The organism is Pseudomonas sp. Pse1 (genome assembly GCF_024519635.1).
Classification (GTDB): Bacteria; Pseudomonadota; Gammaproteobacteria; order Pseudomonadales; family Pseudomonadaceae; genus Aquipseudomonas.
The window spans coordinates 24,965-39,588 of the sequence record NZ_JALJRO010000011.1; the positions used below are offsets into that span (position 1 = coordinate 24,965).

At 60.1% G+C, this 14,624-nt stretch carries 12 protein-coding genes and 1 pseudogene; 9 read left to right on the top strand and 4 right to left on the bottom strand.

All coding sequences use genetic code 11. From position 1 onward, the window contains the following. Positions 1 to 3 precede the first annotated feature (3 nt). From NR126_RS17095 to NR126_RS17105, 3 genes are all read left to right on the top strand, one after another. Positions 4 to 1,059, top strand: a complete 1,056-nt coding sequence (locus tag NR126_RS17095) for an SCO family protein (protein WP_256830690.1) — start codon at positions 4 to 6, stop codon at positions 1,057 to 1,059. A gap of 107 nt (positions 1,060 to 1,166) precedes the next feature. After that, the gene (locus tag NR126_RS17100; protein WP_256830691.1) at positions 1,167 to 2,654 is read left to right on the top strand and encodes a HAMP domain-containing sensor histidine kinase; all 1,488 of its coding nucleotides are present in this window, start codon (positions 1,167 to 1,169) and stop codon (positions 2,652 to 2,654) included. Continuing rightward, complete coding sequence (locus tag NR126_RS17105) at positions 2,629 to 4,059, top strand: sigma-54 dependent transcriptional regulator (RefSeq protein ID WP_027616102.1); 1,431 nt, start codon at positions 2,629 to 2,631, stop codon at positions 4,057 to 4,059. The genes NR126_RS17100 and NR126_RS17105 overlap by 26 nt, the downstream gene beginning before the upstream one ends. Before the next feature lie 4 nt (positions 4,060 to 4,063). Here NR126_RS17105 and NR126_RS17110 read toward each other — a convergent pair whose 3' ends face one another. Continuing rightward, on the bottom strand, positions 4,064 to 4,420 hold the full coding sequence (locus NR126_RS17110) for a hypothetical protein (RefSeq protein ID WP_256830692.1): 357 nt from the start codon (positions 4,418 to 4,420) through the stop codon (positions 4,064 to 4,066). Between the two features lie 130 nt (positions 4,421 to 4,550). On the opposite strand from NR126_RS17110, the gene NR126_RS17115 reads away from it, so the two are divergent. Further along, positions 4,551 to 4,697, top strand: a complete 147-nt coding sequence (locus tag NR126_RS17115) for a hypothetical protein (protein ID WP_177433293.1) — start codon at positions 4,551 to 4,553, stop codon at positions 4,695 to 4,697. Positions 4,698 to 4,706: 9 nt separating this feature from the next. Here NR126_RS17115 and NR126_RS17120 read toward each other — a convergent pair whose 3' ends face one another. After that, entirely contained in the window at positions 4,707 to 5,657 is a 951-nt protein-coding gene (locus tag NR126_RS17120) for a transporter (RefSeq protein WP_027616103.1), read from the bottom strand. 251 nt (positions 5,658 to 5,908) lie between these two features. On the opposite strand from NR126_RS17120, the gene NR126_RS17125 reads away from it, so the two are divergent. Together NR126_RS17125 and NR126_RS17130 are read left to right on the top strand one after the other, a co-directional pair. Continuing rightward, entirely contained in the window at positions 5,909 to 6,952 is a 1,044-nt protein-coding gene (locus tag NR126_RS17125; protein WP_256830693.1) for an AraC family transcriptional regulator, read from the top strand. A gap of 53 nt (positions 6,953 to 7,005) precedes the next feature. Beyond that, complete coding sequence (locus NR126_RS17130; protein WP_027616105.1) at positions 7,006 to 7,893, top strand: Dyp-type peroxidase; 888 nt, start codon at positions 7,006 to 7,008, stop codon at positions 7,891 to 7,893. Between the two features lie 106 nt (positions 7,894 to 7,999). On the opposite strand, the gene NR126_RS17135 is transcribed toward NR126_RS17130, so the two are convergent. Further along, entirely contained in the window at positions 8,000 to 8,116 is a 117-nt protein-coding gene (locus tag NR126_RS17135; protein ID WP_371321422.1) for a hypothetical protein, read from the bottom strand. Between the two features lie 249 nt (positions 8,117 to 8,365). On the opposite strand from NR126_RS17135, the pseudogene NR126_RS17140 reads away from it, so the two are divergent. From NR126_RS17140 to NR126_RS17150, 3 genes and pseudogenes are all read left to right on the top strand, one after another. After that, a pseudogene (locus NR126_RS17140) lies at positions 8,366 to 8,533 on the top strand (OprD family outer membrane porin); the annotation flags it as partial. A gap of 543 nt (positions 8,534 to 9,076) precedes the next feature. Further along, a complete protein-coding gene (locus tag NR126_RS17145) occupies positions 9,077 to 9,832 on the top strand; it encodes a hypothetical protein (protein WP_256830694.1) in 756 nt (251 codons plus the stop codon). Between the two features lie 590 nt (positions 9,833 to 10,422). Beyond that, a complete protein-coding gene (locus NR126_RS17150; protein WP_027616107.1) occupies positions 10,423 to 11,070 on the top strand; it encodes a hypothetical protein in 648 nt (215 codons plus the stop codon). A 66-nt stretch (positions 11,071 to 11,136) separates the two neighbouring features. Here NR126_RS17150 and NR126_RS17155 read toward each other — a convergent pair whose 3' ends face one another. Continuing rightward, positions 11,137 to 14,229 carry an Ig-like domain-containing protein gene (locus NR126_RS17155; RefSeq protein WP_256350818.1) on the bottom strand — a complete coding sequence of 1,031 codons (3,093 nt, stop codon included), beginning with the start codon at positions 14,227 to 14,229 and terminating at the stop codon, positions 11,137 to 11,139. Positions 14,230 to 14,624: the final 395 nt, after the last annotated feature.

The following is a 14,624-nucleotide window of genomic DNA, read 5'->3' on the forward strand; positions in this document are numbered from 1 at the left end:
ACCATGAAACGCCCAAGCCCCCGCACGAGTCTGTTGATCCTGACCGCCGTGGCCTGCCTGTTGAGTGGCGGGGGGGTTTGGGCCGGCGAGCAGGCGACCCCGGCCGAAGCCACTGCAACGCCGTGGGGCGCCGACTATTTTCCCAATACGGTGCTGACCAATCAGGACGGTCAGAACTTGCGTTTCTTCGATGACCTGATCAAGGGCAAGGTGGTGGTGATCAACTTCATCTTCACCGGTTGTGGGGATTCCTGCCCGCTGGAAACCGCGCGCTTGCGCCAGGTGCAGAACCTGTTAGGCGATCGGGTCGGCAAGGACGTGTTCTTCTACTCCATCAGCATCGACCCATTGAGTGATACGCCCGCCGTGCTCAAGCAGTACGCGGAAAAATTCAAGGTCGGCCCGGGCTGGCAATTTCTCACCGGGGACATCCAGGAAATCGCCGATCTGCGGCGCAAGCTGGGGCTGTTCATCGAGGGTGTCGACAACGGCCGCACCAAGGACCACAACCTCAGCCTGATCGTCGGCAACCAGGCCAGCGGGCGCTGGATGAAGGCCTCGCCTTTCGAAAATCCATGGATTCTCGCCGATCAGTTGGCCAATACCTTGCAGAACTGGAAGCACGCCAGCAACGAGCAAAGCTATGCCGACGCGCCGGTGCTGCGACCGCCGAGCAATGGCGAGGAACTGTTCCGCACGCGCTGCGCCTCCTGCCACAGCCTCGGCCCGCAGGATGGCCAGGGGATCGGCATGCGCAGCATCGGCCCGGATCTGATCGGTGTGACTCAGCAGCGCGATCCGGTCTGGCTGCGGCGCTGGATCAAGGAACCGGACCGCATGCTCGCCGAGAAAGATCCGCTGGCACTGAAATTGTATGAGCAATATGACCGCATCTCGATGCCCAACCTGCGCCTGGACGACAACGCGACCGTGGCCATCCTGCGTTTTCTCCAGGACGAAACCGAACGCCAGCAAGCGCTCGGCACACCGGTGGTCAACAGCGAGGAACACGGCCATCGACCGGGGCCGATGCCACCGGAGATCAGTCTTACGCAGTAGCGGCTTAATAACATCATTGGTCTGCTGTTTTGGCCAATGGCTTCTACACTGGTGTGATGTATTAACCGCATAGTTATACAACCGGATTGCAATCAGGAACGTCTCTTATGCAGACGCTGGAAACTACAAAAATACCTGAGCAAGCCTTTCCATCGGGCGAGCGCAAAGGCTGGGGCGGGCAGTTCAATCTGCTGCGCTGGTTTTCCCTCGCCAGTTTTTTCATCATCGCTGCGGTGGCGCTGGGCCTGGGGTATGTCTCGACGCGCTTCGTGGTCACCGAAAGCATCGAGCGCGATGCCTTGCTCACTGCCCAGTTCATCCAGGCCATCGGCGCCGCCGAACGGCGTCACGCCTCGATCAGCGAAGCCCGGGCCATGGGCGAGTTGCTTGACCCGCGCCAGGACTACGCCTATCCCGATGTCGACCCGTTGTCGCGGGCCGCGGCACGTAACGAATTTCTCGATCATGTCGAGCATCTGCCGGATATTTTGCTGGCCACCGTCTATGCACTGGACCGCACCGTGGTCTGGTCAACCAATCCGGACCTGATCGGGGTGCGCATCGAGGACGATGATGAACTCGACGAATCCTTCGCCATGAAGGTGCCGGTGTCCGCCAGTTACCACGAAATCGATGATGAAAAGCCGGAACAACGCCTGCTGCGCGAGCCCAAGTACCTGTTCATCGAAAACTACATCCCGATGTTCAACGCCGACCAGACCAAGGTCATCGCCATGGTCGAGATTTACAAGGAGCCGGGCGACCTGGTGGAGCGTATCCGGCGTGGCTTTACCGCGATCTGGGTGGCGACGATTTTCGGTGGCTTGCTGATTTATCTGGGTCTGTACTGGATCGTGCGCCGCGCCGCGCTGTTGCTGCAGACCCAGCAACAGCAATTGGTGACCAACGAAACCTTTGTCGCGCTGGGGGAGATGTCCTCGGCGGTGGCTCACAGTCTGCGCAACCCGCTGGCGACCATTCGCTCCAGCGCCGAACTGGCCCAGGATGTCGCCAGTGCGCCGGCACAGAAGAACATTGGCGACATCATCAGCCAGGTCGACCGTATGTCGCGTTGGGTCCGCGAGCTGCTGGTGTCCCTGCGGCCAATGCATGACGATCACGAAGCCGTCGACCTGGTGCTGGCCCTGGATGACACCCTGAGTGCCTTCGATGCGCTGATCAAGCGTTCGAATGTCGAGGTGCGTTTTACCCCGGGCAGTTATCCGTCAGTGGTCAGCCAGCGGGTGCTGCTGACGCAGATTCTCAACAGCCTGTTCGCCAATGCCCTGGAGGCCATGCCCAAGGGCGGCGTGCTCAGCCTCGATATCGCGCAGATAGAAGACGGGCGCTTGCAGATGACCCTCACCGACACCGGCAAAGGCATGAGCAAGCAGCAGGAACAGATGGTTTTCAAACCTTTTTTTACCACCAAGCAGGGCGGCCTCGGGGTTGGCCTGGCGTTGGTCAAGCGAATAATGGAGCGCTTTGAGGGTTCGGTCGAACTGACCAGCCAGGAGCAGGAAGGAACCCGTGTATGTCTGACCTTTAAAGTGGCTGCGGGAGGGGAATATGGAGCACAGCATACTGCTGGTTGAGGACGACGAGTTGCTCGCCGAAAACATCCAGACCTATCTGGAGCGCAAGGGATTCGAGGTGACCGTCTGTCACAGCGCCGAAGAGGCGCTGGAACAATTGAGTACCTTCGCTCCCGATGCGGTGTTGACGGACAACTCGTTGCCGGGCATGAGTGGTCACGACCTGATCCAGAAGCTGCGCGTCAGCGCGCCGGATCTGAAAGTGATCATGATGACCGGTTATGGCAACGTCGAGGACGCGGTCACGGCGATGAAGGAGGGTGCGTTTCACTACGTGACCAAGCCTGTCGCGTTGCCGGAGCTCAAGTTGTTGCTGGACAAGGCGCTGGCGACAGAGCGGATGGAACGCACGCTGTCGTTCTATCAGGAGCGCGAGGCGCAGAAATCCGGGGTGCAGGCACTGATCGGCGAGTCCGGACCGATGCTGGAGCTGAAAAATACCATCTGTCAGTTGCTCGATGCCGAGCGCCGGATGTCCAACTCCGACCTGCCACCCGTATTGGTGGAAGGCGAGACCGGTACCGGCAAAGAACTGGTGGCGCGAGCCCTGCATTTCGACGGTCCGCGCAGCAAAGGGCCGTTCGTCGAGTTCAACTGTGCGTCGATTCCGTCCAATCTGCTGGAATCGGAATTGTTCGGTCACGAAAAGGGCGCGTTCACTGATGCCAAGGACCGCCGCCTGGGCCTGGTGGAAGCGGCTGATGGCGGCACCCTGTTTCTCGATGAAGTCGGGGAAATGGACCTGCTGCTCCAGGCCAAGCTGCTCAAGTTGCTCGAGGACCGAACCATCCGCCGCGTCGGCTCGGTGAAAGAGCGCAAGGTCGACCTGCGGATCATCAGCGCAACCAATTGCAACCTTGAACAGATGGTGCAACAGGGCAAGTTCCGTCGGGACCTGTTCTTCCGTCTGCGGATCATTTCGATCAAGGTGCCGCGTCTGTATGCGCGGGTCGACGACGTGCTGTTGCTGGCCCGGCATTTCCTCAGCCTGCACGGCAAGCGCTACGGCAAGCCGAACCTGTATTTCAGCCCCCAGGCCGAAGAACTGCTGCTCAGCTACAGTTGGCCGGGCAATGTGCGTGAGTTGCGCAATATGCTGGAACAGACCGTGCTGCTGGCGCCTCACGACAGTGTCGGTGCGGCACAGTTGAACGTCTGCCACAGCCTGGTGGAAGAATCCCTGCCCCAGTTCGAGTCCTCATCATTCAACGAGCCGCGGCCGGCATTCAATGGCAGCGACAGTATGAACCTGCCGGAAGTGGAGCGGGACATGGTGCGCAAGATGCTCGACAAGACCGACTGGAACGTTACCAAATCGGCACGCCTGCTGGGGTTGAGTCGCGACATGTTGCGCTATCGCATCGAAAAGCTGGGCCTGGAAAGACCCGACAAACGCCAGTGGTAAAGCGTCATTCGGTTGCGGGTGCCTGGCTCTCGGCATCGCTGTCGACAGGCTCGCAGTTGTTGGGGCAGCGTCCGATTGGCACAGTGTTGTCGACGTAGACCCCCAGTTCCGGGTTGTAGGTGCGGCGCAGCAATTGCGGCCGGGTGTCGCCTACCCTGGGCAATTGCGAGTTGTTGAAGCTGTGGGAGTCGGAGATCAGCTCAAAATCCTGCGGCGCTGTATCGTTAAACGACTTGGCCGGCGTGGAGTACAGCGTTTGGGTTTCGGAGTTGATGAACAGCGGCCCTTGGGGGCCGTTGAGATCATCGGCGGCGGCGGGCAGACAGAGCAACAATAGCAACAGCGTTCCAGTGTTTTTCATCGCACCACCTTCTGCCTGACCTGCGCGAATCCCCAACGGTTAACTATAGCAGTCGTGCGCAACTTCGCCGGCCGCCATGCCCGGCGTGCTCTATTCTTCAAGGTACACATTCACTTCAGGAGAAGGCGCAATGGCAAAAGAACAACCACGCGAGCAGGGCGACGAGCAGACGCCGGACGAGGCCCGACCGGAAGAAAATCCGCCGCCGCAAACCTGGAAACATGACGACAGCCGGGAACTGTCTGATCTGGATCAGGAATGGCCGCTCAAGCCCTGAACCTGCGCATCAAAAGGCGTAGGGAATACTGACCTTGGCCCAGAGCATCTGGCCTTCCGGACGGTTCTCTACGTCAAACTCCTTGGCCCAGCGCAGCTCGGCGCTGGCGTACTTGAGAAAGGTGAAATACAGCGCCGGCCCGATGGCGAACACTTCGCCGCGCACCCCGTCGTTGACATCCTGGCCGTTGAACTGCACGGTCCTGCCGAACTGTTTATCGTCGGTGGTCTGCTTCAGGTAGTAACCGTTGAGGCCGAGGTTCAGGTTGTCGGTGACCTTGTAGCTGGCGGAATAATCGAAGTGGAAAATCTGCCCCGAACGATAGTCGGTGTCGTGGTTTTCCTGATTGAAACTGTAGGTGGTCTTGACCGACAGTTCGGTTCTTGCGCTGGGCAGCCAGGTGAAGGAAAACAGCGGTTTGTAGGTGTAGAAGTTGTTACTGGTATTGGCCAGGCGGGTCGCGTCGTACTCGCCGGTGGGAATGGTGATTTCCACCGCCGCGCCCAGTGTCAGGTTTTTTCCCATATCCCACAGGATGATCGGCGCCACCGTGGTGTCGCCCATGCTTTCGCGGTCATCGGAAAGTCCGAAAGCCTGCACTTCCTGTTTGATCCACGGCTGCGCGATATAGAACCCCAGGCGACCACCGGCGATACGCAACGGGCTGAGATAGTCCAGGCGCGGAATCACCGCCTCGGACTTGATCTCCACCCCCGGCACCTTGCCGCCCAATGAGCTGATATTCAGCTCCCGGGCCTTGTAGTAGTTGTAGTAGAGGTTGAACGCAACCATGTTGTCCGGAAGGCTGTTGACGTCCAGTGGCAGCATGAAGAAGCCATCGGTGCCGGGACCGATATTGTCGACCCCGGATTCGGTAGCCTGGGCCGTGGCACAGACACTCGCCAATAGGGCCACGCTGGCGGCCAGGCGCAGGGGAGAAAACACAGGGTTCAGGTTCATGTCTGGGCTCTTGTTCTTGTGGTTGGAGGCACCGTCGACCTTCACGCAGGCCTTGCTATAGAAATAAGCGCTCGGCGCTTGCCGGGGCAGGGTATTGGCGGACACAGAGCGGACTTCTGCGGACAGCCTGTGGCCTGCCGTGGCACCTGGCCGGCGGCATTGGCAGCAGGTTGGCAGTCAGGCGGCCAGGCGTGTTAACGTTTGCTGACATAACCGGTTACAAAAATAAGAACAGGTGCGGAACCGTCGTCATGCCTATCAAAGTCATCGATCCCCATTATGAACTGGCGCTGGTGTCTCCCTTTTTGCTGCAAACCCTGGCCGAAGTGGTTGCTGACAAAGGCATCGACCCCCACAGCCTGTGCCGTGGCCTGGGATTTACCCTTGACGACCTCGACGATCCCGCGCAGCGGATTTCCTACCGTCAGGCGGTGGCGATGATCCAGCGTGCGCTCAAGGTCATCCCCAACCAGGGGCTCGGGCTGTGGGTCGGTAATCAGAATGTGTTGGGCACCCTCGGTTTGCTGGGGCACGTGTTGTCGCTGTGCAAGACCCTGCGCGATGCCTTTGAACTGGGTATTCGCCATCAGCACACCACGGGCGGGATAGTGGTTTCCAGCGTGCAGGAAGTGCCCGGTCAGGTGTATGTCGACGCTGAATGTCGCTTGCCGTTTGCCGACGTGCAGCAGTTTGCCGTGGAGGAGTTTTTCGCCAGTCTGCTGGTTTATGGTCGCGCGCTGGTGGGTGCCGATTTTCACTGCCTGCGGGTCGAATTCATGCACGCCGCGCCGGACTACGTGGCGCAGTATCATCGCCTGCTCGGCGCCGATGTGCGCTTCGGCTGCCTGCACAATCGGTTGGTGCTGGAGGCGCACTGGCTGGATGTGTGCCTGCCCAATCATCATTCGTTGGCGCTGCGCCAGGCGGTCAAGCTGCTGGAGCTGGAAGGTGCCCAGGTGCATCAGAAACTGGACTTGATCCAGGCCGTCGAACGCGCCATTTCCCGCGACCTGACCCGTGGCAGTCACCTGGAAAAAATTGCCGGCGACCTGAACATGAGTGGTCGCACCTTGCGCCGTCGCCTGACCGAGCACGCCCTGACCTTCGAGGCGCTGCTGGAGCAGGTGCGCCAGGCGCGGACCATGAGCCTGCTGGCTAACCCGGAGATGTCCATCGAGCGCATCACCGAGGAAGTCGGCTACAGCGACGTGCGCAGTTTCCGGCGAGCATTCAAGCGCTGGACCGGCCAAAGCCCGAGTGCCTACCGAGGCGAGGCGCAAATACCCGCGCACTAGTCACAATTCCTTACTTGGCGTAGTAGAATTCCCGCCTTTCCCAAGGAGTTCCCATGAGTAACTACCAGCCCGGCATCCTCGCGACCCCCGTTCCGTCCCAGGCGCGGCACCTGTTTTTTGCCCTTGAATCGGTAGAAGCCCTGCCGGCGGCACTCGATCAACTGGTGCAATGGGTCGACGGCAAGTCGGCGGTGGTGGGCTTTGGCAAGTCGCTGGTCAATGCGCTGGGGGCGAAAATCGCCGGCCTGCGCCCGTTCCCGGCGATGATTGGCGTGGGTGTGGAAAACCCTTCGACCCAGCACGCGCTGTGGCTGTGGCTGCACGGTGAGGACCGCGGCGAGCTGCTCAATCGCAGCCAGGCGATTGAGGCCGCGCTGGCCCCGGCATTGCGCCTGGTGCAAATGAATGAAGCCTTCCGCCACATGACCGGGCACGACCTGACCGGCTATGAAGACGGCACCGAAAATCCTCATGATGATGCAGCGGTGGCGGCTGCTTTGGTGGCAGAAGGCGCGGACGGTGAAGTCGGCGCCAGCTTCGTCGCAATCCAGCAGTGGCAGCACGACCTCAAAGGTTTCAATGCGATGCCGTCCGAGGAACAGGACCACATCATGGGCCGGCGCAAAAGCGACAACGAAGAACTCGACGACGCGCCGCTCTCGGCCCACGTCAAGCGCACCGCCCAGGAAAGCTTCAGCCCCGAGGCCTTCATCGTGCGCCGCTCGATGCCGTGGATCGAAGGCGACCGCGCCGGCCTGATGTTCACCGCCTTCGGTCATTCCTTCAACGCCTTCGAAGCCCAGTTGCGACGCATGAGCGGCCTGGAAGACGGCATCGTCGACGGCCTGTACCGCATGAGCCGGCCGATCACCGGTGGCTACTACTGGTGCCCGCCACTGCAGGACGGTCGGCTTGATTTACGGGCGTTGAACGGCGGCTGAAAAGCACCGGCCGCCCCCAGATACTGTTGACTGAACACCACGCCTGTGGGAGCTGAGTCATGCACAATTTTGGGGGCCGACGCAGTAGCCAGGTAAACCGCAAACCTCAAAGCGGCAAGGTGAACTTCAGCCAATACGCCTGCCCATCCGCGCGGTTGCGCACGCCGGATTCATCCTGCCATTTGGCGCTGAATAACCAGCCGCCCTGGCTGGCGTATTGCACCGCCGGACCGATGGAAAACGAACGGCCACGGTTGCCATCGGCGGCAGGATACCCATGCCATAGATTTCAATGCCCAGCGGCCACGACGAGACGCCGCCTTCGGTGGCCAGGACCTGGGTCGTACTGCCGGCGAGCAACAGCGCGGCGCCGAGTGAAAGGGAGGTGCAGCGGGGGAGGGGGTAGTGCATGAGAGGCCAACCTTATTGTTATGGAGGTCGCGCAGCGATGGGCTGTGCGAGGTTGTCCTAGACCACCTTGCGCAAGGGCGGGCACGGTTCCGGCGTCGGCTATCAGCGGATGCTCGGCGACAGCACCTTCCCGACCCTCAACGGCTTTGCGCCGCAGTCGTACCTGGTGAACTGGTCGGCGGTGGCCTTCATCAAGCCCAACGAAAGCTCCTGGCAGGCGCGCTACGACTAGTGGCAGCTCTACGACCTCAAGCGCGACCCCACCGAAAGCCGCGACCTGGCCGCGAAGGAGCCGGTGAAAATGCAGGAAATGCTGGTGGCCTGGGAGCAATACGTGAAGCAGAACAACGTGCTGGACGGCACGTTCGACCTCAAGTATGGGTTCCAGACCTGCCGCTATGAGTACTGCTTCAAGTAACCGCTAGCTGTGCAATAAAACACCAGGCCGATCACTCGATCGGCCTGGTCCATCGAAGCGCTCCCGCTGGATCCCTGTCCCACCACTGACCGCCGTTCGCGTGCCATCGCTCTGGGCTGTGCCCTGCAGGCACGATCGCAAAAAAACTCCCCCGCTGATTGAACTTGGGCGTATTCTGTCCCTCTGAGATGTGCGTGGGAAAATATCCCACGAATAAAAAGACCCGTTTTGCAGGATCGCGTGTAAATCTCAGTCACCCGCTACTGTTGCCTTTGCTGGGCCGCTGCGACGGGGGGCTGGACACTCAAGGGACCTTGCGCGTCATGACGTCGCAAGGCCCAACGGAGGTGCATCATGCTGCTCAGAAAATGTGTGTTGGCGTTGGCCATCGGTGCGGTGATTTCGGCATCGACGGTGCTGGTGCCGGATCAGATCAGTGGATTCTCCAGTGCGTATGCCAGAGATGGCGGCAGCGGTGGTGGCGGTCATGGCGGCGGCGGTGGCTCCGGTAATGGTGGTTCCGGCGGCAGTGGCCACGGCGGTGACGGTGGCGGCCACAGTGGCGGTGGTTCCGGCAATGGCGGTTCCGGTGGCGGTGGTCACGGTGGTTCCGGTTCCGGTGGTGGAAGCGGCTCAGGCGGCGGTGGCTCCGGTGGTAGCGGCAGTGGTCACAGCGGCGACGGTGGTGGTCACAGCAGCCGTGGTGATGACGGAGCGGGTGATGATCATGGCGGTCTGGCCGGCAACAGTGGCCGAGGCAATGCCCGTGATCACGATGCGGCCGATAACGACAACGCCGCTGATTCGGCTCGCGATGCAGCCCGCAATGATGCCGATGCCGCTCGCGATGCCACCCGGGCCAATGCGGATGCCACCCGCGATGCCGCCCGTGCCCAGGCGGATGCGGATCGCAATGCCGCCAGGGCGGCCGGCGTTTCCCGCGCCGATGCCGACGCTGCTCGCGACGCGGCGCGCAACGCCGCTGATGCCGCTCGCGACGCCAGCCGCAACCAGGCAGATGCGACGCGCGATGCGGCCAAGGCGCAAGCCAATACGACGCGGGATGCGGCGAAGGCTCAGGCCAGTCGTGCGGCGCCGGTTCAGCAATGATTAGAAGGCAGACCTCGATCTTCTGTGGGAGCGAGCCTGCTCGCGAATAACGTCAACGATAACGCGTGCATTCTGAAAACACGCGGTGTTCTCTGGTTCTTCGCGAGCAGGCTCGCTCCCACAGGTTCATGTGCAGGTGCAGGCACAGCTACAGGTGTCAACGCTATAATGGATCCAACTAGTGGATCCATTAATCGCTATTTCAGCGACATGAATGTCTATCTCGGGCGATTGCAGGAACGTTTAACTTTAAGTGTATATACACCTAACTACCGCTGGTCAGTAACCCGCTCAAAAAATGAACACCTGAACGTTTTGTGCGTCATATAATCCAGCACGTCATTCACGACCTGCTCTCGCACACGCCATACCAGAAGTGGACATTCAACCTCATATGCATCCCATGCAGATGAGGATTTTTTTACCCGAAAGTCAGGAGCCGAGCAACATCCCGACCATTGATTTGCCAACCGAATCAATGAACTTAACAGTGCCAAGTCGATGATTTGGTGTGTCTTGTACCAGTAAGTTCTCACAGGGTCCCCCATTAAAACGCCCTGTTTACTGTCGAATTAGGTGGAGATTTTACCGTGGCGATAAATACAATTATGAGCCTGCTTGAAAATAAAGAGTTCATTGAGTTTGCCCGGCTGGGTGTTGTTTATATGCACTTGCTCGCTTGTTGCGTAGCCCTCGGCTTAGTACTGACCAGCGATATCGCCATGGTCAGGGACTTGTTAAAACGAAAGACTTTTACCGAGCATGATAATGCGCACATGGAAAGTCTGCAGAAGTCTGTCGTTTTTGCATTGATAGGCTTATGGGTTACCGGGGCGGCGATTATTGGTATTGATTATCTGGAGAAAGGCACTCAGTACTTCATGAATCCGAAACTTCAAGCCAAGGTGATTATTGTTCTATTACTGACTTACAACGGCATGTTGTTGCACAGCAAGGTACTGCCGGCGCTGCAGAAGGCCGGGTCGCTGCTCAAGCTGGAGTTCAGTGCGCGGATGCTGGCGTTGTTCTGCGGCTCGCTGTCGGCGGTGTCCTGGATGTATGCCGCGATGCTCGGGGTCGGACGTCCACTGGCCTGGAAATACAGCCTGAGTGAATTGTTGATGGCTTACCCGGTACTGATTGTCCTCGGCTTCCTGGTGATGCTGGCATTGACCCAACGGGCCAATCAGCAAAGCTCCACCGCCATGCCTGGGCAGACACTGGCAGGCGCCTGTTAAGTCGATGAGCTTCGCGGTGCAGGTCGTGACCGGCACCGCGAAGCATTGCCGTTTTCTCTCCCCTCCTCAGCGTGATACCGCCACATTCACCGTGGCCTGCGCCGACACCGCTCCCTTGGTATCGCTGGCCTGGTAGGTAAAGCTCGCGGTAAACGGCGCGGCGATCGTCGCCGGTGGCGTGTAGACCACCCGCAAACCGTCGGTACTGACTTTGCCTTTGCCGGAATCCGGTTGCGCCAGGCCCACCACTTTCAGCGGTACATTGCCGTCAGGGTCGCTGTCGTTGGCCAGGACGTTGATAGTCAGCGCCTTGCCATTGTTGCTGACGGCGGTGTCGGCATTGGCCACCGGTTTCAGGTTGTTGCCCTGATTGCTCTCCCTGGCACCGGTGCGGAAGGTCGGCAGCGCAGCCGAGTTCACGTAGGTGACGCCGTCCCATCCGGGCAGGGGAGTGGGCATCAGCTGGAACTGCCCTGGGTGCTCGATATCCCAGCGCAGCAGCATCGAAGTGTCCTCGTGCTGGGTGTTGTGACAGTGCTCCATGTAGGTCCCGGCGAACTCGCGGAAGTGGATCGCTATTTCCACGTCCACCGAACTGTCGATGCCTTCGCCGATGCGATAGACGTCCTTGCGCGCCCATTTTTCCCATTCCGGCGGCGCCTTGCCGTCGCGGTTGAGGATGATGCCTTCCTCAAAGTGCACGTGCACTGGATGGCTCCAGCCGTTGCCGCCGTTCCTGATTTTCCACACTTCCAGGGTGCCGTCGCCACTGTAACCGGCATCGGTCGGGCCGTTGGCCAGTTGCGCCGCGGCATCGATTCGCCGCGCGTCAGCAGCGTAACCGATGCTGCCGTCAGTCTTGATGGTCCAGGGCGCTTCATCGGTGCCGTCGGAGCGGCCGAAAATGAATTCGCGATGGCGTGCCTGTTGCAGCTTGGCCTGGACCGTCGGATCGTCACGGTTGAGCGTAAGCGGGATCATCACCTTGCCCATCGGCTTGCCCGGTTTCGCCGGCTCGTAGTCAGCCGGGTTCATGCTGACGTCCTGACCGGAGTAAGGCTGCACGACCAGTTGCAGGAATTTACCCACCACCGGGTCGCCCTGATCCCATTCCAGGCCTTTGCTGCCCAGCTTGAGCACCGCTTTGTACTTGCCGGACAGCACATCGGCGAGGCTCAGCGGTATGGCTTCCGGGCCCTTGCCGTTCTGGTGCTCCATCAGGTTAACGAAGTACAGCTTGTCGCCGACGCTGATGCCGTTTTTCGCGAAGTTGACGATGATGTCCATCCGCTCGGCGATGCCCTGGGTCGGCAGGATGGCGTTGTGGTCCTGCAGGTCGCCGTCACCGTCGAGGTCCATGCTGCCGTCGAATGGCACGGCGTGCTCCATGATGTTGCCGTCATTGGCAATCAGGTGGAACGGCACGCGGGCATAGGACAGGTTGGACCCCGCCGGCCCCGGAAACTCGCCACCGCTACCGGCGATTTCCCGCACCAGGGCGATCCTGAAGTAGCGCGACACCGAGCCATTGAGAATGCGGAAACGATAGCTGCGTGCGCGTACTTTCAGGCGTGGCTGGTACTGCCAGTTGACCAGGATCTGGTCGCCGAGGAAGCCGTCGGTGTTGAACGGGTTAAACCACAGCTGGCCGTTCTTGTCCCAGGCCTTGTCGGCGATCATCAGGTTGACGTCGTAGTCGCGGTTGCCCCAGGGCAGGGCCGAGCCGCTGGGCAGGCGCAGGTTGACGCCGTCCTCCAGCGCTTCGTTGCCCCGGTCGAGGGCGCTGTAGTAGTTCATCATCACCGCGTTGCCCTTGTAGACGTTCTGCGCGGTGAAATCGAGCATGTGGTCGTGAAACCAATGAGTGCTCATGGTCTCGCGCCAGTCGCCACGGATCTTGATGCTGCCGTTGACGCAGGGTTTCAGGCCCGGGCTGGTGTCGTTGACCCACAGGGTTTCGCCCGGGGCGCAGGGGAACGCGGCACGCGGGTCTTCGGCCTTGGTGTTGATGGTGTCATAGCCGGCCAGTTGCATTGGCCAGCGATAGTCGTAGTACTGCCCGGGAAAGAAAAACGCATTGGTGTAGCCATCGCTTTCAGCCGGGTTATGGCCGTTGTGTTCGTGGGTGCTGAGGGTGTGCAGACCGAAGCCCATGTTGGCCGACGGGTCGATCGGTAGTGCGTTGTAATGACGCATCAGCACTGGCTGGCCGTAACGCACCATCAGCAGCTTCACCGGAAAGGTGCCGTCGAAGGTCCACAACGCCTTGTGGTTCTGGATCGGCATGTTGGGGTGAAAACGGGTGTCGATGCCCTTGGTGGTGCCGGTGGTGGTCGGGATGTCCGAGGTTTGATAGTACAGCCCGCCGGGGCCGAACTCGCCGACCGCGTAGTTATGCAACTGGCGCCGGTCACGGATACCGCCGTTGATCCGCGCACCCGCTTGCGCCGTCTTGAACGCAGTCTGCGGATAGAACTCGTTCCAGCGCTGATGGGACCAGCCTTTTCCAGGCGGCCGACCCTCGGCTGGCGAGCCCACCGGATGGCGATTGAGGAAGGCTTCGATCTGTGCTTTCCACGGGTTGCGGTCGAGCACGTTGGAGAACTGCGAGGGGAAGGGGTACAGCCCAGGCTGCAGCAGGAATTTCTCCAGGGCAGTCTTCGACGGGCCGCTGCGGGCGATGTTGTCCGGGTCCTGTTGCGGCGCCACGCCGGCCAATGGCACGGGGAAGGTGATGGGCGGTGGCGGCAATGTCGGGTCGAGTTTTTCCGTGCCGAATTCTTCGAACAACAGCAGTTGCTGGGTGAAGGGCTGGGCGCCGAACAACGGGCTCGGCTTGCCGTTGGTGGGGACTTTGAACGAAGTCTGTTGGCTCGGTGGCAGGACGTTTTCGGCGCGCGGCGTGTTGCGCGTTCCGAACACACCGTTGGGCAGAGCAATCGCGCCCTGGTTGGTCGGTGGCAGAGTTTTCAAAGCGTCCAGCGCGGCCTTGGGGTCGGCGGGAAGATTGGTATAGGCCGAGGGATCGGTGGGAGGCGGCGGGTTGACGTCGTCGATCGGCGCGGCCTCGGCGCTGTTGAGGGTCAACAGCAGGGCGCAGGAGAGGCCGGACCTGCGCAGCAAGTGGATGCAATGCAATCGTTGCGTCGAGCGTTTCATGGGTCACCCCTCACGTGAGGTCCCGCCGTCTCCTGATTCGGGACGCCAGCTGTTGCGGGTACTGAAAACCGAGCAACTAATGAGCCACTATTTGAGGGGTAAAAAGTGCAAATTGATCAATGAGTTATAACGTGGATAAGCCGAGTGTTTCACGGCTGATAACAAGAAGTGGGGAATTTCACTCATTAATGGGGATTATTTCCCCAATAACTGGGTTCTGATCCCCATAATCTTCCCGTATAGCACTCTAAATCCGCAGTTATCGATCACATGGCAAAAAGTGAACCGATGCGAACTCTTGATTGAAAAATAGTTTGAATTGACAGATTTTCAGGCGCGCGAAAAAACCCGCTCAGCCAGAAGCTGGGGCTTTTGCAGGAGCAAGCCTGCTCGCG